The sequence below is a fragment of the Enterobacter cloacae complex sp. CDL013 genome, assembly GCF_049238805.1.
Taxonomy (GTDB): Bacteria; Pseudomonadota; Gammaproteobacteria; order Enterobacterales; family Enterobacteriaceae; genus Enterobacter; species Enterobacter hormaechei_C.
In genome coordinates, this window is the sequence record NZ_JBMKGT010000003.1 from 115178 (window position 1) to 139337 (window position 24160).

A 24160-nucleotide genomic window follows, 5' to 3' on the forward strand; every position below is an offset into this window, starting at 1 on the left:
TCTTAGTAAACGAGTACGGCACGACGGTTTTTGGAGTAAGCCGCTTCGTCGTGACCCAGTACTGCTGGTTTTTCTTTACCGTAAGAAACGATGGAGATCTGGTCAGCAGAAACGCCTTTACCCTGGAGGTACATTTTAACAGCGTTTGCACGACGTTCACCCAGGGAGATGTTGTACTCCGGAGTACCACGTTCGTCCGCATGACCTTCTACGGTGACTTTGTAAGACGGGTTGCTACGCAGGAAGTTTGCGTGCGCATCCAGCATTGCAGCGAAGTCAGAACGAATGTCGTATTTATCCAGATCGAAGTAAACGATGTTGTTCTGCTGTAACTGCTGCATCTGAAGACGCGCTTGCTCTTCAGAAGACATATTGCCATTGCCGTTAGCGTCCATACCGGTGCCGGCACCCATCATGCCTTCGCCGCTCTGGTCATTGCTTGCGTTCTTGTTAGAAGAACACGCTGCGATTGCCATAACAGGCAGAGCGATCATCAGCCCCTTCAGCACTTTGTTCAGTTGCATTTCTAAGATTCCTTTAGTAATCAATTAATTATTATTACAGATACGGCGACCAGGCAGGTGATTTTACCTGTCCATCAGTTGCCGGAAGACGCGCTTTGAAACGCCCATCTGTAGAAACCAGATTCAGCACGGATCCCATCCCCTGAGAAGAGCTGTAGATTACCATGGTGCCGTTAGGTGCCAGACTTGGCGTTTCATCCAGGAACGTTGACGACAGTACTTGTACGCCCCCCGTTACCAGATCTTGTTTGGCAATATGCTGCTGACCACCCGCAGTACTGACCATTACCATTGTTTTACCATCGGCACTGACGTCAGCATCCTGGTTCTGAGAACCTTCCCAGGTAATACGCTGCGCTGCTCCGCCGTTGATATTCACTTTATAAACTTGTGGACGACCTGCCTGGTCAGACGTAAATGCCAGATTCTGGCTGTCCGGGAACCAGGTTGGCTCAGTGTTGTTGCTACGACCATCCGTGACCTGACGGATCTGACCAGAACCAATATCCATCACGTACAGGTTCAGGCTACCGGTTTTAGACAGGGCAAACGCCAGTTTGGTACCATCCGGAGAGAACGCAGGCGCACCGTTGTGACGTGGGAATGACGCAACCTGACGCACAGCACCGTTAGACAGTGTCTGGATAACCAGCGCGGAACGGCCGCTTTCGAAGGTCACGTACGCCAGCTTAGAGCCATCCGGAGACCATGCCGGAGACATCAGCGGCTGTGGTGAACGGTGTACGGTGAACTGGTTGTAACCATCGTAGTCAGAGACGCGCAGCTCATAAGGGAACTGGCCGCCGTTGGTCTGTACTACGTACGCGATACGGGTACGGAACGCACCTTTAATACCGGTCAGCTTCTCAAACACTTCGTCACTCGCCGTGTGGCCTGCATAACGCAGCCACTGCTTGTTCACCTTATACGTGTTTTGAGCCAGAACGGTACCCGGCGCACCGCCAGTATCCACCAGCTGATAAGCGACGTTATAGCCGCCGTCTGGCGCAGGAGTAACCTGTCCGACAACCACGGCATCAATACCCAGTGCAGACCATGCAGCAGGTTGAACTTCCTGAGCTGTACCCGGCTGCTGCGGCAGACGAGAACGATCTAAGGGGTTAAATTTACCGCTGTTACGCAGGTCAGCTGCAACAATGCCGCCAATATCTTCAGGCGCAGCGCCCGGGCCTGCCCACTGGAACGGAACGACACCGATTGGACGCGCTGAGTCGTTCCAGTCGGTAATGTCGATGCTTACTGTGGCATGCACTGCTGACGTCAACAGTACTAAAAAACCAAAAGCTAATCGTAATGCCTGCTTCATCATATCTCCCTTATCCGAACAATAAGTCCTGGATAATTTAGCAGAAGGTTAACAAACTCAAATACACAAAACTATCAGAACCCGATAACAGCAGCTCTGCTTATGGCTTAAAGTTCAGCGAAGCGTCTTTGAACACTTCATAGACAGCCTGTGATGGAGGTTTTGGCAGTTTTGCCTGATTCACTGCCACAAGTGCAGCCTGGCATAATGCTTCATCTCCCCCTTCTGACTCAACGCTCAGCACCATACCATCCGTAGCCAGTTTAATATGCAGTCGGCACGTTTTCCCGGTATAGAGCGATTTATCGTTAAGTCTGCTGGCAATAGCCGCGGCAATCTGATTCTTATAGTCGTTGATCTCAGCGCCAGAAGCACCGTTGTTCTTAGTGTTACCACTTCCTGCCGGTGCTGCGTTACTTCCTTTCGCCCCACCGCCCGTTTTCGGTGCATTCTTACCGGAGCTCAGGTCCCCCAGCAGATCGTCAACCCCTGCGGCAGCGGCTTTTTCCGCAGCAGCGGCCTTCTTAGCTGCGGCTTTTTCAGCAGCAGCTTTCTTATCAGCAGCGGCTTTCTCAGCTGCCGCTTTTTTATCAGCAGCGGCTTTTTCCGCAGCGGCGGCTTTTTCTGCCGCAGCTTTCTCGGCCGCGGCCGCTTTTTTCGCAGCATCGGCAGCCGCTTTCTTCTCTGCTTCCTGCGCAGCTTTTTTGGCGGCTTCCGCTTCGGCTTTCTTCTGTGCGTCAGCGGCAGCTTTTTTCGCCGCTTCGGCTTCTGCTTTCTTCTTCGAATCAGCAGCGGCTTTCTTCGCCGCTTCGGCTTCCGCTTTCTTCTGCGCATCAGCAGCAGCTTTCTTCGCGGCTTCTGCGGCTAACTTAGCTTGAGCATCTGCCTGCGCCTTCGCGTCTGCCGCGGCTTTGGCTGCCGCCTCTTCCGCCTGCTTCTGCTGTTCCTGAGCTTTCTTCGCTGCGGCTTCAGCCTGTTTCTGCTGCTCCGCCTGCTCTTTAGCGGCTTCCTGCGCCTGCAAACGCTCTTTCTCAAGCTGCTTCAGACGTTCCTGCTCGGCGGCCTGCTTTTCACGCAGCTCTTCCGCCTGCTGTTGCGCCTGTTTTTCACGCTGTTCTTCCGCGCGTTTTGCGCTCGCCTGCTGCTGTTGCTGGCGATTATAGTTCTGCACTACCGCACCGGGATCCACCATGACGGCGTCGATGGACGAGCCCCCATCGCCGCCTGATGCATCAAGGTGCTCATCGAACGAACTCCAGATCAGCGCTGCAAAAAGAAATACGTGCAGCACTGCGGAGACGATTATCGCTCGCTTAAGCTTGTCGTTCTGTTCGGTTGCCTTTGACACTATCGGTTCCCAAAAACTACGCAGATGATCAAATAGGCTGAGTCATTAAGCCAACTGACTTAACGCCCGCGCTATGTAGCAAGTTCAGCGCTTTGATAATTTCATCATATGGTACGTCTTTCGCACCACCGATTAAGAAGACCGTCTTCGGATTTGACTCCAGACGTCGTTGCGCTTCAGCAATAACCTGCTCTGGCGGAAGCTGATCCATACGATCTTTCTCTACCACCACGCTGTACTGCCCTACGCCGGAAACCTCAATGATGACCGGAGTATCGTCATTGGTGCTTACCGCCTGTGATTCTGTCGCATCCGGCAGATCAACTTCCACGCTCTGGGTGATGATGGGCGCTGTCGCCATAAAGATCAGCAGCAGCACCAGCAGCACGTCCAGTAACGGAACGATATTGATTTCGGACTTGAGCTCGCGACGACCTCGTCCACGCGATCTGGCCATGGTTTACCCCTTGTTGCTCTCGGTGCTGGTAAACGCCTGACGATGCAGAATCGCGGTGAACTCTTCCATAAAGTTGTCGTAGTTCAGTTCCAGTTTGTTCACGCGCTGGTTCAGACGGTTGTACGCCATTACCGCCGGAATTGCGGCGAACAGACCGATTGCGGTCGCGATCAGTGCTTCTGCGATACCCGGTGCAACCATCTGCAACGTTGCCTGCTTCACCGCCCCCAGGGCGATAAAGGCGTGCATGATCCCCCACACCGTACCAAACAGGCCGATATACGGGCTGATGGAGCCAACGGTTCCGAGGAAAGGAATATGCGTTTCAAGATTTTCCAGTTCGCGGTTCATGGAGATGCGCATCGCACGCGACGCCCCTTCTACCACGGCTTCCGGCGCATGGCTGTTAGCGCGATGTAAGCGAGCGAACTCTTTGAAACCGCTGTAGAAAATTTGTTCGGAGCCTGAAAGGTTATCACGGCGTCCCTGGCTTTCCTGGTACAGACGAGAAAGCTCAATTCCCGACCAGAACTTATCTTCAAACGCTTCGGCTTCGCGGCCGGCGGCATTAAGGATACGCGTTCTCTGGATGATGATGGCCCAGGATGCGATTGAAAAACCAATCAAAATCAACATGATAAGTTTAACCAGAAGGCTTGCCTTCAGGAACAAATCAAGGATATTCATGTCAGTCACTGCTTAAACTCCGCGACAATAGACTTAGGAAGCGCACGAGGCTTCATTATGGTTGGATCAACACAGACAATCAGGACTTCAGCTGAGTTCAGTACCGTGTTCTCTGCATTGACTATCCGCTGCGTGAAAACCAGTGAAGTTCCGCGCATTGATGTAATTTCTGTTTGAACTTCGAGCATATCGTCGAGTCTGGCAGGCGCAAAATACTCAAGCGTCATCTTGCGTACCACGAAGGCAACTCGCTCAGCCAACAGCACCTGTTGACTAAAGTGATGATGGCGCAGCATCTCTGTGCGTGCCCGTTCATAAAAAGCAACGTAGCTGGCGTGGTAGACCACACCACCGGCATCGGTATCTTCGTAATAGACACGTACCGGCCATCGAAACAGCGTTGTATTCACTTTACATCCCGGTAATACAAGAAAAGTTGGAGCTTTCAAACTTCGCTACTATACGCGCGGGAATGATGGTTTGGAATGGGGGAAAGTAAACGGAGAGTAAATTTTTATGGGCCATGGTAAGCCCATAACGTTAACGGACATTTCTTATTCAGAAGAAGAAGAAAATCAAACCGGCGAGGAGAACCAGATCGGCAATCAGTGGGCAGAAGATGCCCTGCCAGTGTAGCGCTTTCGGACGAAAGCCGACACCGTGAATCACGCCTGCGCACACAGCCCACATAATCAGGAAACCGTGCCAGATTTCAAGCTCGCTGGTTTTCGCCGCGAAGCGCGACGGGTCCCAGAAGATACAGCCTGCCAGCAGTAATGCCATAATGAGGGAAAGCGCCCTCAAGGGGCGCTTATCCATTACCGCATATAAGGTTGCGATAATATTCATTAGTGCTTTTCTTCACCTGCTTTGGTCGCTTCTACATGCTCAAGCGCCAGGGCAGTGATGACACCAAACGCACAGGCAAGAAGCGTCCCTAAAATCCATGCGAAATACCACATATTCAGCTCCTTACTTAGTACATAGAGTGGGTGTTGCTTTCGATATGTTCTTTAGTGATGCGACCGAACATTTTCCAGTAACACCAGGTGGTGTAGAGCAGGATAATCGGTACGAACACGCAAGCAACATAGGTCATTAAGTTCAGCGTCAACTGACTGGACGTTGCATCCCACATGGTCAGGCTGGCATTCATCATGGTGCTGGATGGCATCACGAACGGGAACATCGCAATCCCCGCCGTCAGGATGATGCACGCCAGCGTCAGTGAAGAGAATACGAACGCCAGAGCGCCTTTCTCCAGACGAGACGTCAGCACGGTCAGCAGCGGCAGCAGCACACCCAGAGCCGGGATAGCCCACAGCGCAGGAGTATTGTTGAAGTTCACCAGCCATGCACCGGCCTGACGCGCCACTTCTTTGGTCAGCGGGTTAGACGGTGCAGTATGGTTGATCGCGGAGGTCACCACGTAACCATCAATACCGTACACCACCCACACGCCAGCCAGCGCGAAGCAGACCAGCGTCACCAGCGCCGCCACCTGAGCGGTAGCGCGGGAACGCAGGTGCAGTTCACCTACGGTACGCATCTGGAGATAGGTTGCGCCCTGGGTGATGATCATCGCCACGCTCACCACGCCCGCCAGCAGACCAAACGGATTCAGCAACTGGAAGAAGTTACCGGTGTAGAACAGACGCATATATTCGTCGACGTGGAACGGTACGCCCTGCAACAGGTTACCGAACGCCACACCAATGACCAGCGGTGGAACGAAGCTACCGATGAAGATGCCCCAGTCCCACATGTTACGCCAGCGGGTGTCTTCAATCTTGGAACGGTAGTCGAAACCCACCGGACGGAAGAATAAAGAGGCCAGCACCAGAATCATCGCCACATAGAAGCCGGAGAACGCAGCCGCGTAGACCATCGGCCAGGCAGCGAACAGCGCGCCGCCTGCGGTGATCAGCCACACCTGGTTACCGTCCCAGTGCGGGGCGATGGAGTTGATCATGATTCGACGCTCGGTGTCATTACGACCGAGGAAACGGGTGAGCATGCCCACGCCCATGTCGAAACCATCGGTGACCGCGAAACCAATCAGCAGAACACCGATCAGCAGCCACCAGATAAAACGCAATACTTCATAATCGATCATTTGATGACTCCTGTCTTAGCGTGCCGGCTGAGTAGTCGCAACAGACTGCTCGTAGTGATAGCGACCGGTTTTCAGGCTGCTTGGGCCAAGGCGCGCGAATTTGAACATCAGGAACAGTTCAGCCACCAGGAACAGGGTGTACAGACCGCAAATGAGCAGCATGGAGAAGATCAGGTCGCCTGCGGTCAGGGAGGAGTTCGCTACCGCTGTTGGCAGCACCTCACCGATCGCCCACGGCTGACGGCCATATTCCGCAACAAACCAGCCGGACTCGATAGCAATCCATGGCAGTGGGATACCGTAAAGCGCGGTGCGCAGCAGCCATTTTTTCTCACCGATACGGTTACGAATGACTGACCAGAACGAGGCCGCGATGATCAGCAGCATGATAATGCCGCAACCCACCATGATGCGGAACGCGAAGTACAGCGGCGCAACGCGTGGAATAGAGTCTTTGGTTGCCATCTGAATCTGCGCTTCCGTCGCGTCAGAGACGTTCGGGGTATAGCGTTTCAGCAGCAGACCGTAACCGAGGTCTTTCTTCACGTCGTTAAATTGATCGCGAACGGCCTGGTCGGTAGAGCCGGCGCGCAGCTGTTCCAGCAGCGAGTAAGCTTTCATCCCGTTACGGATACGCTCTTCATGCTGCACCATCAGATCTTTCAGGCCAGTCACCTGTTTGTCGACGGAGCGCGTGGCGATAATACCCAGAGCGTAAGGAATTTGAATGGCGAAGCGGTTTTCCTGCGCTTCCTGGTCAGGCACGCCGAACAGGGTAAACGCTGCCGGTGCCGGCTGGGTTTCCCATTCAGCTTCAATTGCGGCGAGTTTGGTTTTCTGCACGTCGCCCATTTCGTAACCGGATTCATCACCCAGAACAATAACGGACAGAATCGCGGCCATACCGAAGCTTGCTGCAATAGCAAAAGAACGCTTGGCGAACGCGAAGTCACGGCCGCGCAGCATATAGTAGGAGCTGATGCCCAGCACGAACATCGCGCCGCACACATAGCCAGACGCCACGGTGTGAACGAATTTAACCTGGGCAACCGGGTTCAGGACCAGCTCAGCGAAGCTGACCATCTCCATACGCATGGTTTCGAAGTTGAAATCAGATGCGATTGGGTTTTGCATCCAGCCGTTCGCCACCAGGATCCACAGTGCGGACAAGTTGGAGCCTAATGCCACCAGCCAGGTTACCGCCATATGCTGGACTTTACCCAGACGGTCCCAACCGAAGAAGAACAGACCTACAAAGGTGGATTCGAGGAAGAAGGCCATCAGACCTTCAATGGCCAGCGGCGCACCGAAAATATCCCCCACATAGTGGGAATAGTAAGACCAGTTTGTCCCGAACTGGAACTCCATGGTCAGACCGGTTGCCACGCCCAGCGCAAAGTTGATACCAAACAACTTGCCCCAGAACTTGGTCATATCTTTATAAATCTGTTTGCCGGAGAGGACGTAAACCGTTTCCATGATGGCCAGCAGGAACGCCATACCGAGCGTCAGCGGCACAAACAGGAAGTGGTACATCGCGGTCAAGGCAAACTGTAAGCGCGACAGTTCGACTACGTCTAACATTATGACTCCTTGCTCATCGCATGAAGACTCCGAGAGTGAACCCCGTTAGATAAGGATCCACACGCATGCCCCAATACAAAGTTATCTGCTTCCCTTCTTCGTTGCTTATTCTCTATATGAGGAAAAAGCAATGATGAAAGGTTACAAATACGTTAAGAAAAAACCAAATTGATCCCGTAAATATAATACGCTGCAAAACCCTTACAATAAACAGGTTTTTATTCAAACAGATTTACGTTTTTCGACGGCGATCAATTTATAGCAAAATTACCACTTTTCGGCCATTTTGATCGGGAACAATTTAACGCCTTTTTGAGCCTTTTTCCAAGGATTAAACATTGATTTAAATCAAAAACGGCCAGAGCTGTTAATGATGTTTCTTTGTGGTGCGGATAGTAAAAACCTTGTTAATGATATGTACATTTAAAGGCGTTGATGGTTATAAAAGCCAGAGGATAATATAAACAGTTGTGATTTTTATTAACGCGCGTGAAAAAACGCATTTTGCCGGAAGATAAACATATAATGTTATCTGCTTCACAGTATTTTTCTTTCGCTTTGCTACCTGCCGAAACGATTACATTTTATTCACTTTTAATAATCTTAAAATTAACACCCCTTCGTGACTATTTGATGAAATAAAGGCCGCAGGAATGCGGCCTTTATTTTATTTTGAGGCTTACCTTTCAATTTTTATGCTGAAGGTACGTGACTGGCCTGGCCGGAAAGACCCCGTAATGGCTGAGCCCTCTTCCCCTTGCGCCTTGTACACCTCATTCATGTCCGTTTCGCAACAGGCCTGGACCTCACGGTTCACAGACAAAGCCACGTCACAGGAGCGGGTCTCCGAAGGGTTGTACAGACGAAGAATCATCTCGTCACGATCCTCCGCTTTTTTCAGCACACTGAGTACGCATCCGTTAGGCGCCAGCGTTAGCAGGCTATAGCTACGGGGTGTGGTGAAAGAGGCACGGTTAAGCTTCATCGCATCCCACGGAATTTTGTTATAACAGTGCACTGGCGTTAACCACGACTTCGCCTGCTGCGCAACGCCAGCACTGACGGGCAAACCATTAAAACTGAACAGGCTAAAGCGACAGGTTAACTGGCCCCGCATCTGCGAATCAGGCACCGGCATTTTGATCCCGGACGGTCTGCCGGGGCGCAGCAGTAAATCTTCCTTCCCAAGCACCCCCACGCCGCGAAGCAACGTCAGGGCAAACGTTTTTTGACGCTCGCCAGTCACTTCAAATTCGCGTAACCCTTCGGTAAACAGCGCCATCCCGTTACGCCGTTCCTGGAGCACCGCGTAGTTAAGCAGATTCCACACCGGCAGCGGCGCTTCCTTCCAGCCCTCCTCCTGCCAGTTCGCCATCGCTTCATCCTGTACAGGTCGCGTCAGCGAACCGAACTGGGTATCAGCTAACACCGTGTCTGTGGTGAATGGCGTCGGGATCAACACCCGAACACGGTGGTCATCCGCGTGATTTCCGAGACGCGCCTCAATGTCGATACGTCGGCTGTTATGGCTGAGCGTGACCGTGAGTTCTGCCTCAAGCGTTCCCGTCTGCTGACGCGCAGAACGTTCAGCGAGATCCGCCGGCACCGCCATGCGGTGGCGGATCACCGCCCTGCTCTGCCAGACCTCGTGGATCACCTCAACCTCATGCTCGCCCTGCGCGGAAGTGAGTCTCCACTCTTCCCGTGAAGGCGAGTAGTCGTACTCATCGCCATCATCCGAGCTCTCTTCTATTTCCAGCGCGCGGTCATAGATAAGCCCGGACGCTTTATCGAGCAGACGCAGGGTGCCGTCGTCGTTTAACGTTATTTCCCAGAAAGCATTTTCCAGTAATGCCTCCGACGTTGTTTCTGGCGCCAGCAGCTTGCCAGCCACGTGCGGCTCGATATAGAGCGTGCGGTAACCCATTGATGGCAGGATCTGGTTGAGCTGGATATCAAACTCCATAAAGGGATCGTAGTTGCCGTAATGCACAATCTGCCGGTCTATTAAGCCGGGGTCGATTTCACGCGCGCTGCGCAGGCAGTAAGGGATTTCATTCCCCCTATCGTCCAGCAGGCGGAACTGGCTGGCGCGCAGACGTATCGTAGTGTTAATCACTTCCTCACGCGGCCAGGGCGTGAGGTTAAACATCACCAGTTTGTCTTCCTCGCACTGCGGCATGTTGTCGACAATCTTGCGCATATAGAAGCATGTCAGGTTATCGGCCATGTCTTCCGCCAGCTCGAAGCGTGACATCACCTCACGATGCACTTTGTCACTACAGCAGCAGCCGATACTGTCATGGGCGTGATTCTTGAGGATCTCTTTCCACATTTTTTCCAGCAAGCCGTGGTGATACTCAAAGCCCAGCGTCCAGGCAAGCGTGGCCAGCGGCTCAAGGACATTGACGATTTTATGCTCTATCCGGGCGTGGGCGATTTTGATGTCCATTCGCGTGGAGCCTATTGTCCGGTGCACCCGCATATATTTACCGTCAATAAACTCTCCTTTCAGCGTCGCCAGTTCATCGCGGTGCTCGTCAATGTGGTCAAACACCTCCTCGAAGCGGCTCATCACAAACTGACGCTGCGGATAGATTTCGCGCAGCTTATCCATCACCGCAAAGATGTTCTGCTGGAGCGGCATCTGATCATGGCCGTTAGGCAGCAAAATTTCTTTCGTCACGGAGGCTTTTTCCAGCACCTCGAAGTACGTGTCGAGCCGTTTGCGCAGCCCGGCCTCATCCTCCGGTAAGTACTTACCAATCGCGTAGCCCAGCGGTAGCACCTGTGCCGTCACTTCACTGCCGTCCTGACTTTGCCAGAGAAATTCGGTTTTATCGGTACCATGCCGCTCGGAACACCCGCGCCAGAACATGGTGCGCGTGATGCCAAAACCGTTGTAAATGTGTGGCAGCTGGGAAGACATGCCGAAGGAGTCCGGCAGATAGCCAATTTTCATCGGCTCGCCAAAGGCCAGACAGTCGCGAATGCCGTACATCAGATTTCGGACAATCGACTCGCCGGAGACAAGTGTGGTGTCCGTCTGGGTATACCACGGCCCGATAATCAGCTTCCCGGCCGCCACCAGCGCCTTCACGCGTGGCCTGTTTTCCGGTTTCACGGCAAAATAATCTTCCAGCACCGCCGTCTGGCCGTCGAGAACGTAGTATTTATATTCTGCGTCCTGCTCAAGACGGGTAAGGATCTCTTCCATATTATTGACCAAAAGAATACGTGACGCTTCGGTGGTGAAGTACCACTCCCGGTCCCAGTGCATATGTGGCGTGATATGAACGCGAGATACAGCTTTCATCTTCGTTTCCTGTCAGTGCGTGTTTAGGATGTTATGTCTTCAGTCACGTAGGTGCCGCTCTTCACGGCCTGGCGTCGCCAGAGGAGTAAAATGAGCGTAGAGATTGCGGCGCCAATCAGCGCGGCGCCAAACCAGCCGGCAGCGGCCAGCACGCCGCCCAGCCCGGCATCATGCAGTAAGAAGAGAGAGAAAATGCCCGCGCCCGGGGTGGATAGCCCAATCCCCATCGCCCCGACAATCGCTCCGGTCGCCATTGACCCCAGAACAAATGAGCCGATGACCCGCAACGGATCCTCGATAGCCATCGGAATTGCTCCTTCGGTGATGCCCGCCAGCCCCAGCAGCCAGGTGGACTTGCCGGTTTCAATTTCGAACTGTTTGAACAGGTTCGGAGCCAGCATCGTTGATGCCGTCACGGTAAAGGCCGATACCATTTTGACGGAGGCAAAAATCGCATAAGGCCCGTATACGCCATTGGCCATCGCCCCCAGACAGAACGCGTAAGAGGCTTTGTTGACCGGACCGCCCAGATCGAACGAGCACATAAAGCCCAGGATCGCCCCCAGCAGCAGCGCGTTCGCGCCGGACAGACCGTTAAGCCAGGCGGTGAGGGCGTTATTGATCCAGGCCACCGGTTCGCCGATCACAAACAGCATCAGGCTGCCTGCGCCCAGCACGCCAATCACCGGATAAAGATAAAAGGTCAGAAAGCCGTTGTAGCGGCTACTCAGCCGGATGTGGTTTTTCACCCAGCGCATCAGGTAGCCCGCAATCAGCCCGCCGACGATGGCCCCCAGAAAGCCGGAGCCGATCATATTGGCGGCAAGACCCGCCGCAAAGCCTGGCGTTAGCGCAGGTTTATCCGCCAGCGAGTAAGCGGTGTAGGCCGCCAGAACAGGCACCATCAGAATACCGAGCATCCCGCCGCCCAGTTTGCGGTACATCCACAGCCACGAATTTTCCTGATCGAACAGATGCTGCAAGCCCAGGATTTGCGCCAGCAGTACCGACACGGCCAGCACCGTGCCGCCAGCGACAATCAGCGGCACCGCAAAGGAGATACCGCTGAGGAGCGCCTGCTTGAGTTCGGTTTTAACGCACTTTTTCGCGTCCGTGTCGACGTGCGCAGGACGCGCATCGGATACAGGCTGTAGCGCCAGCGCACGCTCAATGAGCGCTTCCGCATGGCGCAAGGGTTCCGCGACGGGCACGGAAATGGCAGGGATACCCTGAAAACGCTCGCGCTCTTTAATCGCCACTTCCGCCGCGAAGATACACGCTTTTGCCTCCTGCAACTGCTGCGCGGTGATGCGCCCCTCAATACCGTTTGCCCCCTGCTTTTCGACCACTACATTGACGCCGAGCTTACGTCCCGCTTTTTCGAGATATTCCGCTGCCATGTAGGTATGGGCGATCCCGGCCGGACAGGCGGTAACGCAGACGATCGTCGGGGCATTCTCTGCGACGGCGGTTTCTTGCGCCTCAGGCGCCGTTTCCAGCGCAGCAAGCACCGCTTCCGCGCTGGTCGCCGTCATCACGCGCGCCCTGAGATCGTCATCCGCCAGGCGAGACGTCAGTTCCGTTAGGACCTGAATATGCGTTGACCCCGCTTGTGCGGGAGGAATGGCGAGCAAAAAAATCAGCTCGACCTCCTCCGGTCCGTCCACGCCTTCCCAGGCCAGCGGCTCACACAGTGTGGCCACGGCAAAAGCCGCTTCCTTTACCGCCGCTGATTTACCATGAGGTACGGCCAGTCCCTCGCCCAGCGCCGTCGGGCCAAGCGATTCGCGATGGAAAACCTCTGCCAGAAACGTATCGGCGTCGGCTATTTTGCCCAACGCTACCAGCCGCGTCGCAAGCTGACGGATTGCCTCATCACGGCTGGTAAACTGCGCCTGCACGCAGACAGCACGGGGGTCGGTCAGAGTCGTCAGGTTCATAAAGATCCTCCCCTATCCAAAGTTTTTGTCTGGGGAGGATTGTGGCAGAGCCAATAATACATTTATGTGATCATTTTCACTAACACCGAAATTTGTATCTTATTTGTATTATTTACAAATCAGACACTGAAGGCATAATTCCCTGAAAAGGTATTAAATAGGCGTGACCCAATGGGCAATAAACCGATGTACCGGCAGATCGCCGATGCGTTCCGCGAGAAAATTAATGCCGGTGAGTTAAAACCTGGCGACGCGCTGCCGACAGAATCCAGCCTTCAGGAGGCGTTTAGCGTCAGCCGTGTCACCGTGCGGCAGGCGTTGAAGCTGCTCGCCGACGAGCAGATCATCGAAAGCATTCAGGGCAGCGGCTCGTATGTAAAAGAGGAGCGGGTGAATTACGATATTTATCAGCTTACCGGCTTTTACGAAAAACTGGCGGATCGCAACGTTGATACGCACAGCGACGTCAGCGTCTTCGAAGTGGTGAAAGCCGATGAGCGGCTCGCGGCAAAACTGGCGCTCAATCCAAATGATAAGGTCTGGCACGTCAAGCGCGTACGCTTCATCAGGGAAAAGCCGGTGAATCTGGAAGAGACATGGATGCCGCTGGCGATGTTCCCCGACCTCACCTGGGAAGTGATGGAACAGTCGAAATACCATTACATTGAGCAGATCAAAAAGATGGTTATCGATCGCAGCGAGCAGGAGCTGGTGCCAGTCATGCCATCGGACGAGGCGATTGCCGCCCTGGCGCTCGATCCGGCAAAACCGATTCTGGAAAAAGTCTCCCGTGGCTTTCTGAAAGACGGCCGGATATTTGAATACAGTCGCAACGTGTTTAACTCCGACGACTATAAATTCACTCTGGTGGCTAAACGCAGACAATAAAAAAAGGCCGCTTTACAGCGGCCAACCATGTCGAAACGGACATTTTTTTATACTTCAACGCGCCCCATACGGGGAGCAGAGAGGACTTACTTAATGATGGATTTCAGTGCTTCACCGATATCCGCCAGGCTGCGAACGGTTTTCACGCCTGCGGCTTCCAGTGCTGCGAATTTCTCATCAGCCGTACCTTTACCGCCTGCGATAATCGCGCCCGCGTGACCCATACGTTTGCCTTTCGGCGCGGTCACACCCGCGATGTAACCCACCACCGGCTTGGTCACATGATCTTTGATGTAAGCAGCCGCTTCTTCTTCCGCGCTACCACCGATCTCACCGATCATCACGATCGCTTCGGTCTGTGGATCTTCCTGGAACAGCTTCAGGATGTCGATGAAGTTAGAGCCCGGGATCGGGTCACCGCCGATGCCCACGCAGGTGGACTGGCCGAAACCGTAGTCGGTGGTCTGCTTAACCGCTTCATAGGTCAGGGTACCGGAACGGGACACAATGCCCACTTTGCCTGGGCGATGAATGTGGCCCGGCATGATGCCGATTTTGCATTCGCCCGGGGTGATAACGCCTGGGCAGTTCGGGCCGATCATGCGCACGCCTGCTTCGTCCAGCTTCACCTTCACGGTCAGCATATCCAGCGTCGGGATACCTTCGGTGATGGTGATGATCAGCTTAATGCCTGCGTCGATCGCTTCCAGAATAGAGTCTTTGCAGAACGGCGCCGGAACGTAGATCACGGTCGCGGTTGCGCCCGTCGCTTCTACGGCTTCACGCACGGTGTTGAACACCGGCAGGCCCAGGTGGGTGGTGCCGCCTTTACCTGGCGTTACGCCGCCTACCATCTGCGTACCGTAGGCAATTGCCTGTTCGGAGTGGAAAGTCCCCTGGCTACCGGTGAAGCCCTGGCAGATAACCTTGGTATCTTTATTAATTAAAACGGACATTATTTCCCCTCCACTGCGGCAACAACCTGCTGAGCTGCATCCGTCAGACTTTTCGCTGCAATAATATTCAGGCCGCTGTCAGCCAGTTTTTTCGCGCCGAGTTCAGCGTTGTTCCCTTCCAGACGTACAACAACCGGAACGTTAACGCCTACTTCTTCTACCGCGCCGATAATACCGTCGGCGATCAGGTCGCAACGGACGATGCCGCCGAAGATGTTAACCAGAACGGCCTTCACGTTGTCGTCGGAGAGAATGATTTTGAACGCTTCGGTTACGCGCTCTTTGGTTGCGCCACCGCCCACGTCGAGGAAGTTCGCTGGCTCACCGCCGTGCAGCTTAACGATGTCCATGGTGCCCATTGCCAGACCCGCACCGTTAACCATGCAGCCGATGTTGCCATCCAGCGCCACGTAGTTCAGTTCCCACTGTGCAGCCTGCGCTTCACGCGGATCTTCCTGAGACTGGTCGCGCATTTCGCGCAGATCGGACTGGCGGAACAGCGCGTTGCCGTCAGCGCCCAGCTTGCCGTCGAGGCAGATCAGGTCGCCCTGGGTGGTGATCACCAGCGGGTTGATCTCGATCAGCGCCAGATCGCGCTCCAGGAAGATGGTCGCCAGACCCATGAAGATCTTGGTGAACTGCTGAACCAGTTTGCCTTCCAGACCCAGTTTGAACGCCAGCTCACGACCCTGGTAAGGCATTGGGCCCGCCAGCGGATCGATAGCCACTTTGTGGATCAGGTGCGGGGTCTCTTCCGCCACTTTTTCGATTTCCACACCGCCTTCGGTAGACGCCATGAACACCACGCGACGGGAGCTACGGTCTACGACTGCGCCGAGGTACAGTTCTTTCGCGATGTCGGTCGCCGCTTCAACCAGGATCTGGTTAACCGGCTGGCCGTTCGCATCTGTCTGGTAGGTTACCAGACGCTTGCCGAGCCAATGTTCAGCAAACGCACGGATCTCTTCTTTGCTCTTAACAACCTTCACACCGCCCGCTTTACCACGGCCACCAGCGTGAACCTGACATTTAACTACCCACGGGCCGGCACCGATTTTAGACGCGGCTTCTTCTGCTTCACGCGGGGTAGTACAGGCATAACCCACCGGAGCCGGTAAGCCATACCGGGCAAACAGCTGTTTGGCCTGATATTCATGTAAGTTCATGTGTTCTATCCATCCTTCAGGTAATCGTTAGGTAGTGCTTTTGTAGGCCCGGCAACCAACGCGCCGCCGGGCAAGACTGCAAAAACTAGACGTCCAGCAGCAGACGCGTTGGATCTTCCAGCAGCTCTTTAATGGCAACCAGGAAGCCTACGGACTCGCGGCCGTCGATCAGGCGGTGATCATAAGAGAGCGCCAGGTACATCATCGGCAGGATCTCCACTTTACCGTCTACCGCCATTGGACGATCTTTAATGGCGTGCATACCCAGGATCGCGCTCTGCGGCGGGTTGATGATCGGGGTAGACATCAGCGAGCCGAACACACCGCCGTTGGTAATGGTGAAGTTACCGCCGGTCAGGTCCTCAACGGTCAGCTTGCCGTCGCGGCCTTTCACGGCCAGCTCTTTGATTTTCTTCTCAATGTCAGCCATACCCAGGGTATCTACGTCACGCAGAACCGGGGTCACCAGGCCGCGTGGAGTAGAAACCGCCATGCTGACATCGAAGTAGTTGTGGTAAACCACGTCATCGCCATCGATAGACGCGTTCACTTCCGGGTAGCGTTTCAGCGCTTCAACTACCGCTTTCACGTAGAAGGACATGAAGCCCAGACGGATACCGTGACGTTTTTCAAACGCGTCACCGTACTGCTTGCGCAGGTCCATGATTGGTTTCATGTTGACTTCGTTGAAGGTAGTCAGCATCGCGGTGGAATTTTTCGCTTCCAGCAGACGCTCGGCCACGCGCTTACGCAGGCGGGTCATCGGCACGCGTTTTTCGCTACGTGCGCCCAGAGCGGGCTGTGCCGCTGGTGCTGCCGCAGGGGCTTTCGCTTCCGCTTTCGCCTCAGAAGGCGCTTTTGCCAGATGCTTGTCGATGTCTTCGCGCGTCAGACGGCCACCCACGCCGGTGCCTTTGATGGCTGCCGGATCGAGGCTGTGCTCAGCCAGCAGGCGACGGATCGCCGGGCTGAGCGCGTCGTTGGTCTGATCGGACAGAGACGCCTGCTGGCGCTGGGCCGGGGTAGACGCTTTTTCTTCAGATTTGGCGCTGGACTCTTTGCCCGCGCTATTGCCTTCACGCAGGCGCCCCAGGATCTGGCGAGAAGTGACGGTCGTACCTTCATCTTCCAGGACTGCATCCAGAATGCCATCCGCTGAAGCCGGTACTTCCAGTACCACTTTGTCAGTTTCGATTTCTACCAGCACTTCGTCACGGGTTACCGCGTCGCCTGGTTTTTTGTGCCAGGTGGCGACGGTTGCATCTGCTACGGACTCAGGCAGGTCGGGAACAAGAATATCTACGCTACTCATTATGTATCCTTTAATTAATCGACGTTCAGCGCGTCATTGACCAGATCTTGTTGCTGCTTCTGGTGAACGGACATATACCCTACCGCCGGAGAGGCGGAGGCCGGGCGACCTGCATAACGCAGGGCAGACCCAAATGGAATCACTTCACGGAAATGATGCTGGCTGCAATACCATGCGCCCTGGTTGAGCGGCTCTTCCTGGCACCAGACAAAATCATGAACGTGAGCGTACTGTTTCAGCACTTCCTGCATCGCCTGATGCGGGAACGGATAAAGCTGTTCGATACGCACGATGGCGACATCTTTCTGATCGTTCTTACGGCGCTGTTCCAGCAGGTCGTAATAAACCTTACCAGAACACATTACGACACGCTTAACGGCCTGCGGATCCAGCTCGTCAATTTCACCGATGGCCGGCAGGAAGGTGCCGTTTGCCAGCTCTTCCAGGCTGGAGACCGCCAGTGGATGACGCAGCAGGGATTTTGGCGACATGACTACCAGCGGACGGCGCATACCGCGCAGCGCCTGACGACGCAGCATGTGGTAAACCTGAGCTGGGGTCGACGGCACGCAAACCTGCATGTTCTGCTCGGCGCAGAGTTGCAGATAACGCTCCAGACGCGCGGAGGAGTGCTCCGGCCCTTGTCCTTCATAGCCGTGCGGCAGCAGCATCACCAGACCGCACATACGGCCCCACTTCTGCTCACCGGAGGAGATGAACTGGTCGATAACCACCTGCGCACCGTTGGCGAAGTCACCGAACTGCGCTTCCCAGATTGTCAGGGTGCGGGGTTCTGCGGTGGCATAGCCGTATTCGAAGGCCAGAACCGCTTCTTCTGACAGCACGGAGTCCCAGACCTTGAACTGGCCCTGACCGTTATGCACGTGCTGAAGCGGAGTATACGTTGAACCGTTAGACTGGTTATGCACAACCGCGTGACGGTGGAAGAAGGTGCCACGACCCGCATCTTCACCGGACAGACGAACCGGAATACCTTCGTCAACCAGCGTCGCATAGGCCAGCGTTTCCGCCCCGCCCCAGTCGAACAGCTTCTCACCCGCCGCCATGGCCTGGCGATCGCCATAGATCTTGGCCACGCGGGACTGCATCTCGATCGCTTCCGGCACGGTGCTGATGCGTTTAGCCAGCTCCTGCAAACGCTTCATCTCAACCTTGTTCGGGTAGCTCTCGTCCCACTCGTGGTTGAGGTACGGCGACCAGGTAAAGGAGTACATGTTCATTGGACGCAGCTCTTTGACCACGCATTCACCCGCGTCCAGCGCGTCGCGATAAAGATTGACCATTTCGGTCGCATCTTCAAGCGTCGCCACTTTTTCGCTTTCCAGCTTGTCAGCATAGATTTTACGCGGCGTCGGATGTTTTTTGATTTTCTGGTACATCAGCGGCTGGGTTGCACTTGGCTCATCCGCTTCGTTGTGGCCGTGACGGCGGTAGCAGAAGAGGTCAATGAACACGTCGCGCTTGAAGGTGTTACGGAAGTCCAGCGCCAGACGGGTAACGAAAGCAACGGCTTCAGGGTCATCCGCGTTAACGTGGAAAATTGGCGCCTGAACCATTTTACCGATGTCGGTGCAGTACGGGGTGGAACGCGCATCCAGCGGGTTAGAGGTGGTGAAGCCCACCTGGTTGTTGATTACGATGCGAACGGTACCGCCCACTTCATAACCACGCGCTTTCGACATGTTCAGGGTTTCCTGAACCACGCCCTGCCCTGTGACCGCCGCATCACCGTGAATGGTGATTGGCAGCACTTTATTGCTGCTCGGCTCGTCCAGACGATCCAGACGCGCACGCACGGAACCGATAACCACCGGGCTAACGATTTCCAGGTGCGACGGGTTAAATGCCAGCGCCAGGTGAACCTGACCGCCCTCGGTTTCGATATCCGACGAGAAGCCCATGTGGTACTTCACGTCACCGGTGCCGAGGTGCTCTTTATGTTTACCCGCAAATTCGTCGAACAGATCCTGCGGCTTTTTACCCAGCACGTTAACCAGCACGTTAAGGCGTCCACGGTGCGCCATGCCCAGCACCACTTCGCGCGTACCGCTCTTACCGGCATGACGAATCAGCTCTTTCAGCATCGGGACTAACGCATCGCCGCCCTCCAGTGAGAAGCGTTTTGCGCCAGGGAATTTTGCGCCCAGATAGCGCTCAAGGCCTTCCGCTGCGGTCAGTTCGCTGAGGAAACGTTTTTTCTCTTCTGCTGAGAAATTCGCGTGGCCTGCCACGGATTCGATACGCTGCTGGATCCAGCGTTTCTCTTCGGTGGAGGTAATGTGCATATATTCCGCGCCGATGGAGCCGCAGTAGGTTTGCTTGAGCGCGTCAATCAGATCGCCCAGCTTCATCGTGTCTTTGCCGATGGCAAAAGAACCTACGTTAAAGCTTTCCTGGAAATCGGCCTCGGTCAGATCGTGATAAGCCGGATCGAGATCCGCTACACGTTCCTGCTGCCACAGTCCCAGCGGATCGAGATTCGCATGCTGGTGACCACGGAAGCGATAAGCGTTGATAAGTTGCAGGACTTTTACCTGCTTCGCATTGGTGTCAGGGTCGGAAATCGCAGAAGAGTAACGTGAGGCATCCTTCGCCAGACGACGGAAATAATCACGTGTTTTTGAATGGAATTGATCCGGTTTGACCCCTGTACCAGGCAACTGCTGGAACATGGAACGCCAGTTTGCGTCCACTGAGTCAGGATCGGTTAAGAAGTCTTCATAGAGCTGTTCTATCCAGCTCTGGTTTGAACCAGAGAGGTAAGAAGAGTCCAGCCAGGCTTTCATTGCGCCGTTCTGCATCGTGATCCCTTAAGCATTTTTATGCTTACTTTCGCCGTAGAAACTACCACGCACACCACGTGTACGTGCCGGGGTTCACCTGCGAGCTCTTTTCATTTGGCCCGCGAAGGAACCTTTAGAAACTGTCTAAACTTCAGGGCAGTTTTTAAAGGTTTCTGCAATCTGTCCCCTCTCCCTTTGGGAGAGGGTTAGGGTGAGGGGAACAGCGCTCCCCTCTCACTACTTACGCACTGCGCTGCAACAACATCGACTTAATATGACCGATGGCGCGCGTTGGGTTCAGCCCCTTAGGACACACACTGACGCAGTTCATGATGCTATGGCAGCGGAATACGCTGAAAGCGTCACTTAGCCCTTCCAGACGATTCTCGGTTTCGGTATCGCGGCTGTCGATCAGGAAGCGATAGGCAGCCAGCAGACCCGCAGGGCCGATAAATTTATCCGGATTCCACCAGAACGACGGGCATGACGTTGAACAGCATGCACAGAGAATACACTCGTACAACCCATCGAGTTTTTCACGCTGCTCAGGAGACTGTAAGTGCTCGCGAGCGGGTGGATTTTTCCCATTATTCAATAAGTAAGGCTTAATCTTCTCATATTGTGCATAGAATTGCCCCATGTCCACTACCAAATCACGCACGACCGGCAGGCCAGGCAGAGGACGGATAACAATTTTCTGGCCAGGGCGGTTTAGCGCTGAAATTGGCGTGATGCAGGCCAGGCCATTTTTGCCGTTCATGTTCACACCGTCAGAACCACACACCCCTTCACGGCAGGAGCGGCGGAACGACAGCGTAGGATCTTTCTCTTTCAGCTGGATTAAGGCATCCAGCAGCATCATGTCGCGACCTTCTTCCGCTTCGAGGGTGTAATCCTGCATACGCGGAGCATCGTCTACATCCGGGTTATAACGATAAACTGAGAATTCGAGTTTCATTATCCTGTCTCCGCATTAGTAAGTACGAATCTTCGGCGGGAACGCCGGACGCAGTTTCGGTTCCATATTAACGCTACGACGCGTCATGGTTTCCGACTCTGGCAGATACAGGGAATGGCACAGCCAGTTTTCGTCATCACGATCCGGGAAGTCGAAGCGGCTATGGGCGCCACGGCTTTCGGTACGGAAGTTTGCCGACATTGCAGTGGCGAACGCGGTTTCCATCAGGTTATCCAGCTCAAGGCACTCAACGCGCTGGGTGTTGAACTCGCTGGAGGTATCGTCCAGACGGGCATTCTTCAGACGCTCGCGAATCGCTTTCAGCTGCTCAAGCCCTTTGGCCATCGCGTCGCCTTCACGGAATACCGAGAAGTTGTGCTGCATACACTCTTGCAGCGCTTTACGAATTTCCACCGGATCTTCGCCGTTACGGTTGCCGTTCCAGCGGTTGAGGCGCTCAAGAGAGGCATCGATTTCGTCGTCGGTCGCATCACGCAGCGCGCCCTGCTCGGCAATAGATTCCTGGAGATGCAGCCCCACCGCACGACCAAATACCACCAGGTCCAGCAGGGAGTTGCCGCCCAGACGGTTTGCGCCGTGCACGGATACGCAGGCTATTTCGCCTACCGCGAACAGGCCTGGGATGACCACGTCTTCGCCCTGCTCGTTCACGGTCAGCGCCTGACCGGTCACTTTGGTCGGAATACCGCCCATCATGTAGTGACAGGTTGGGATAACCGGAATTGGCTCTTTCACCGGGTCGACGTGCGCGAAGGTGCGGGACAGCTCCAGAATGCCCGGCAGACGGGATTCCAGCACTTCTTTACCCAGATGGTCGAGTTTCAGCTTCGCGTGTGGACCCCAAGGGCCGTCACAGCCGCGGCCTTCACGAATTTCGATCATGATGGAACGCGCCACCACGTCACGGCCCGCCAGGTCTTTCGCGTTTGGCGCATAACGCTCCATGAAGCGCTCGCCATGTTTGTTCAGCAGGTAGCCACCTTCACCACGGCAGCCTTCTGTCACCAGTACGCCCGCACCGGCGATACCGGTTGGGTGGAACTGCCACATCTCCATGTCTTGCACCGGCACGCCCGCGCGGATAGCCATACCGACACCGTCACCGGTGTTGATGTGGGCGTTGGTGGTGGACTGGTAAATACGGCCTGCACCGCCGGTCGCCAGCACCGTAGCGCGGGCTTTGAAGTAGACCACTTCACCAGTTTCGATGCACAGGGCGGTACAACCCACCACGGCGCCATCGGCGTTTTTCACCAGATCCAGCGCATACCACTCGGAGAAGATGGTGGTGTGGTTTTTCAGGTTCTGCTGATATAGCGTGTGCAGCAGCGCGTGGCCGGTACGGTCAGCCGCCGCTGCGGTACGTGCCGCCTGCTCGCCGCCGAAGTTTTTCGACTGGCCGCCAAACGGACGCTGATAGATGGTGCCATTTTCCAGACGGGAGAACGGCAGACCCATGTGGTCCAGCTCCAGAATCGCTTCCGGGCCGGTTTTACACATATATTCGATGGCATCCTGGTCACCGATGTAATCGGAACCTTTTACCGTATCGTACATGTGCCATTCCCAGTTATCTTCATGGGAATTACCCAGCGCAACGGTGATACCGCCCTGCGCAGACACTGTGTGGGAACGGGTCGGGAATACTTTAGAGAGCAGCGCACAGGTCTGGCCGCTCTGGGAAATTTGCAGTGCGGCGCGCATACCTGCGCCACCCGCACCAATCACAACAGCATCAAATTCTCTGACTGGCAGTTTCATTACACACCCCACACCACAACAAATCCATAAATGACGTAAACCAGCAGAGCAACAACAATAATCAGTTGCAGCGGAAGGCGAATCGCCAGCGGTTTAACGTAATCGGTCAACACCTGCCACATGCCAATCCAGGCATGAATAAGGATGGAGAACAGGGCCAGCAGGGTGAACACTTTGGTGAAGGCCGATCCGAAGAAACCACTCCAGATTTCCCACGTCAGCGTTCCGCTGGTCGCGAAGAAACCGATCATATAGATGATGTAAAGGGTGAGAACGATGGCGGTAGCACGGACCAGGATGAAGTCATGTACGCCGTTGCGTCCTAATGCGGAGGCGTTGCTTACCATACGAGAACTCCTGCGAGAAGTGAAAGCACGACAGTGATCACAAATGAAATGTTAGCGGTACGTTTACCGGCCTCGAACGTCTCTTCCAGGTAGCCAAAGTCCATCAGCATATGGCGAACGCCACCAACCACGTGATAGGCCAGCGCGGTCAGAATGCCCCACATGATAAATTTCACGAAGAAGCTGTTCATGATGGCTGAGGCCTGGAGGAATCCTTCAGGGGATGAGAGGCTGGTTCCCAGTAACCACAGCAAGATACCGACCGCCACAAACGTAATCACACCAGAAACACGGTGCAGAATGGACGCTATTGCTGTTACAGGGAATCGGATCGTTTTGAGATCCAGATTGACAGGTCTTTGTTTTTTCACATTTCTTATCATGAATAACGCCCACATGCTGTTCTTATTGTTTCCTTCCTCCGGACTGCGATGCGGGTCAGACAGCGTTCCTTTTCTATAACTGCGCGTCATGCAAAACATTGCTTCCAAATGCTAAAACGACACGTTACAACGCTGGGTGGCTCGGGATTGCAGGGTGTTCCGGAGACCTGGCGGCAGTATAGGCCGTTCACAAAATCATTACAATTAACCTACATACAGTTTGTTGGGTTTTCTCTGGAACAGTGATCGGGGTCACGATAACAAC

The 24160-nt window shown here is 54.6% G+C and carries 21 protein-coding genes; 1 reads left to right on the forward strand and 20 read right to left on the reverse strand.

Annotated elements, in window-relative coordinates; all coding sequences use genetic code 11:
• Nucleotides 1–2: 2 nt before the first annotated feature.
• The 12 genes from pal to mngA all read right to left on the reverse strand — a co-directional run bounded on the left by pal (nt 3) and on the right by mngA (nt 13299).
• Nucleotides 3–524 carry a peptidoglycan-associated lipoprotein Pal gene (pal, locus tag ACOTXD_RS06300; RefSeq protein WP_003858578.1) on the reverse strand — a complete coding sequence of 174 codons (522 nt, stop codon included), beginning with the start codon at nt 522–524 and terminating at the stop codon, nt 3–5.
• 34 nt (nt 525–558) lie between these two features.
• Nucleotides 559–1851 carry a Tol-Pal system beta propeller repeat protein TolB gene (gene tolB, locus ACOTXD_RS06305; protein ID WP_017384962.1) on the reverse strand — a complete coding sequence of 431 codons (1293 nt, stop codon included), beginning with the start codon at nt 1849–1851 and terminating at the stop codon, nt 559–561.
• A 100-nt stretch (nt 1852–1951) separates the two neighbouring features.
• Nucleotides 1952–3199 (reverse strand): cell envelope integrity protein TolA, encoded by a 1248-nt coding sequence (gene tolA / locus ACOTXD_RS06310; RefSeq protein ID WP_061855875.1) that lies wholly within the window; start codon nt 3197–3199, stop codon nt 1952–1954.
• Between the two features lie 28 nt (nt 3200–3227).
• The gene (tolR, locus tag ACOTXD_RS06315) at nt 3228–3656 is read right to left on the reverse strand and encodes a colicin uptake protein TolR (RefSeq protein ID WP_061855876.1); all 429 of its coding nucleotides are present in this window, start codon (nt 3654–3656) and stop codon (nt 3228–3230) included.
• 3 nt (nt 3657–3659) lie between these two features.
• Complete coding sequence (tolQ, locus tag ACOTXD_RS06320) at nt 3660–4352, reverse strand: Tol-Pal system protein TolQ (RefSeq protein ID WP_003858590.1); 693 nt, start codon at nt 4350–4352, stop codon at nt 3660–3662.
• Nucleotides 4349–4753, reverse strand: a complete 405-nt coding sequence (gene ybgC / locus ACOTXD_RS06325) for a tol-pal system-associated acyl-CoA thioesterase (protein WP_003858593.1) — start codon at nt 4751–4753, stop codon at nt 4349–4351. Before ybgC ends, tolQ begins: the two co-directional genes overlap by 4 nt.
• 148 nt (nt 4754–4901) lie before the next feature.
• Complete coding sequence (gene ybgE, locus ACOTXD_RS06330; protein WP_003858596.1) at nt 4902–5192, reverse strand: cyd operon protein YbgE; 291 nt, start codon at nt 5190–5192, stop codon at nt 4902–4904.
• Nucleotides 5192–5305 (reverse strand): cytochrome bd-I oxidase subunit CydX, encoded by a 114-nt coding sequence (gene cydX / locus ACOTXD_RS06335; protein ID WP_003858598.1) that lies wholly within the window; start codon nt 5303–5305, stop codon nt 5192–5194. Before cydX ends, ybgE begins: the two co-directional genes overlap by 1 nt.
• Before the next feature lie 14 nt (nt 5306–5319).
• Nucleotides 5320–6459 (reverse strand): cytochrome d ubiquinol oxidase subunit II, encoded by a 1140-nt coding sequence (gene cydB, locus ACOTXD_RS06340; RefSeq protein WP_003858599.1) that lies wholly within the window; start codon nt 6457–6459, stop codon nt 5320–5322.
• Between the two features lie 15 nt (nt 6460–6474).
• Entirely contained in the window at nt 6475–8043 is a 1569-nt protein-coding gene (gene cydA, locus ACOTXD_RS06345) for a cytochrome ubiquinol oxidase subunit I (RefSeq protein WP_003858601.1), read from the reverse strand.
• 679 nt (nt 8044–8722) lie between these two features.
• The gene (mngB, locus tag ACOTXD_RS06350) at nt 8723–11359 is read right to left on the reverse strand and encodes a mannosylglycerate hydrolase (protein ID WP_061855877.1); all 2637 of its coding nucleotides are present in this window, start codon (nt 11357–11359) and stop codon (nt 8723–8725) included.
• A gap of 23 nt (nt 11360–11382) precedes the next feature.
• Nucleotides 11383–13299: a PTS 2-O-a-mannosyl-D-glycerate transporter subunit IIABC gene (gene mngA, locus ACOTXD_RS06355; RefSeq protein ID WP_045896876.1), complete on the reverse strand. Its 1917-nt coding sequence runs from the start codon at nt 13297–13299 to the stop codon at nt 11383–11385.
• 171 nt (nt 13300–13470) lie between these two features.
• Between mngA and ACOTXD_RS06360 the strand changes: the two genes are divergently transcribed.
• Complete coding sequence (locus ACOTXD_RS06360) at nt 13471–14187, forward strand: GntR family transcriptional regulator (RefSeq protein WP_032665443.1); 717 nt, start codon at nt 13471–13473, stop codon at nt 14185–14187.
• A gap of 86 nt (nt 14188–14273) precedes the next feature.
• On the opposite strand, the gene sucD is transcribed toward ACOTXD_RS06360, so the two are convergent.
• From sucD to sdhC, 8 genes are all read right to left on the reverse strand, one after another.
• Nucleotides 14274–15143 carry a succinate--CoA ligase subunit alpha gene (sucD, locus tag ACOTXD_RS06365; protein WP_003858609.1) on the reverse strand — a complete coding sequence of 290 codons (870 nt, stop codon included), beginning with the start codon at nt 15141–15143 and terminating at the stop codon, nt 14274–14276.
• Nucleotides 15143–16309 carry an ADP-forming succinate--CoA ligase subunit beta gene (gene sucC, locus ACOTXD_RS06370; protein ID WP_058656619.1) on the reverse strand — a complete coding sequence of 389 codons (1167 nt, stop codon included), beginning with the start codon at nt 16307–16309 and terminating at the stop codon, nt 15143–15145. The genes sucD and sucC overlap by 1 nt, the downstream gene beginning before the upstream one ends.
• 85 nt (nt 16310–16394) lie before the next feature.
• Nucleotides 16395–17621: a 2-oxoglutarate dehydrogenase complex dihydrolipoyllysine-residue succinyltransferase gene (odhB, locus tag ACOTXD_RS06375; protein ID WP_003858613.1), complete on the reverse strand. Its 1227-nt coding sequence runs from the start codon at nt 17619–17621 to the stop codon at nt 16395–16397.
• Between the two features lie 14 nt (nt 17622–17635).
• The gene (gene sucA / locus ACOTXD_RS06380; protein ID WP_061855878.1) at nt 17636–20443 is read right to left on the reverse strand and encodes a 2-oxoglutarate dehydrogenase E1 component; all 2808 of its coding nucleotides are present in this window, start codon (nt 20441–20443) and stop codon (nt 17636–17638) included.
• Nucleotides 20444–20666: 223 nt separating this feature from the next.
• Nucleotides 20667–21383, reverse strand: a complete 717-nt coding sequence (sdhB, locus tag ACOTXD_RS06385) for a succinate dehydrogenase iron-sulfur subunit SdhB (protein WP_061855879.1) — start codon at nt 21381–21383, stop codon at nt 20667–20669.
• 15 nt (nt 21384–21398) lie between these two features.
• Nucleotides 21399–23165 (reverse strand): succinate dehydrogenase flavoprotein subunit, encoded by a 1767-nt coding sequence (gene sdhA / locus ACOTXD_RS06390; RefSeq protein WP_003858619.1) that lies wholly within the window; start codon nt 23163–23165, stop codon nt 21399–21401.
• Nucleotides 23165–23512 carry a succinate dehydrogenase membrane anchor subunit gene (gene sdhD, locus ACOTXD_RS06395; protein ID WP_003858621.1) on the reverse strand — a complete coding sequence of 116 codons (348 nt, stop codon included), beginning with the start codon at nt 23510–23512 and terminating at the stop codon, nt 23165–23167. The genes sdhA and sdhD overlap by 1 nt, the downstream gene beginning before the upstream one ends.
• Entirely contained in the window at nt 23506–23910 is a 405-nt protein-coding gene (gene sdhC, locus ACOTXD_RS06400) for a succinate dehydrogenase cytochrome b556 subunit (RefSeq protein ID WP_026080740.1), read from the reverse strand. Before sdhC ends, sdhD begins: the two co-directional genes overlap by 7 nt.
• Nucleotides 23911–24160 lie beyond the last annotated feature (250 nt).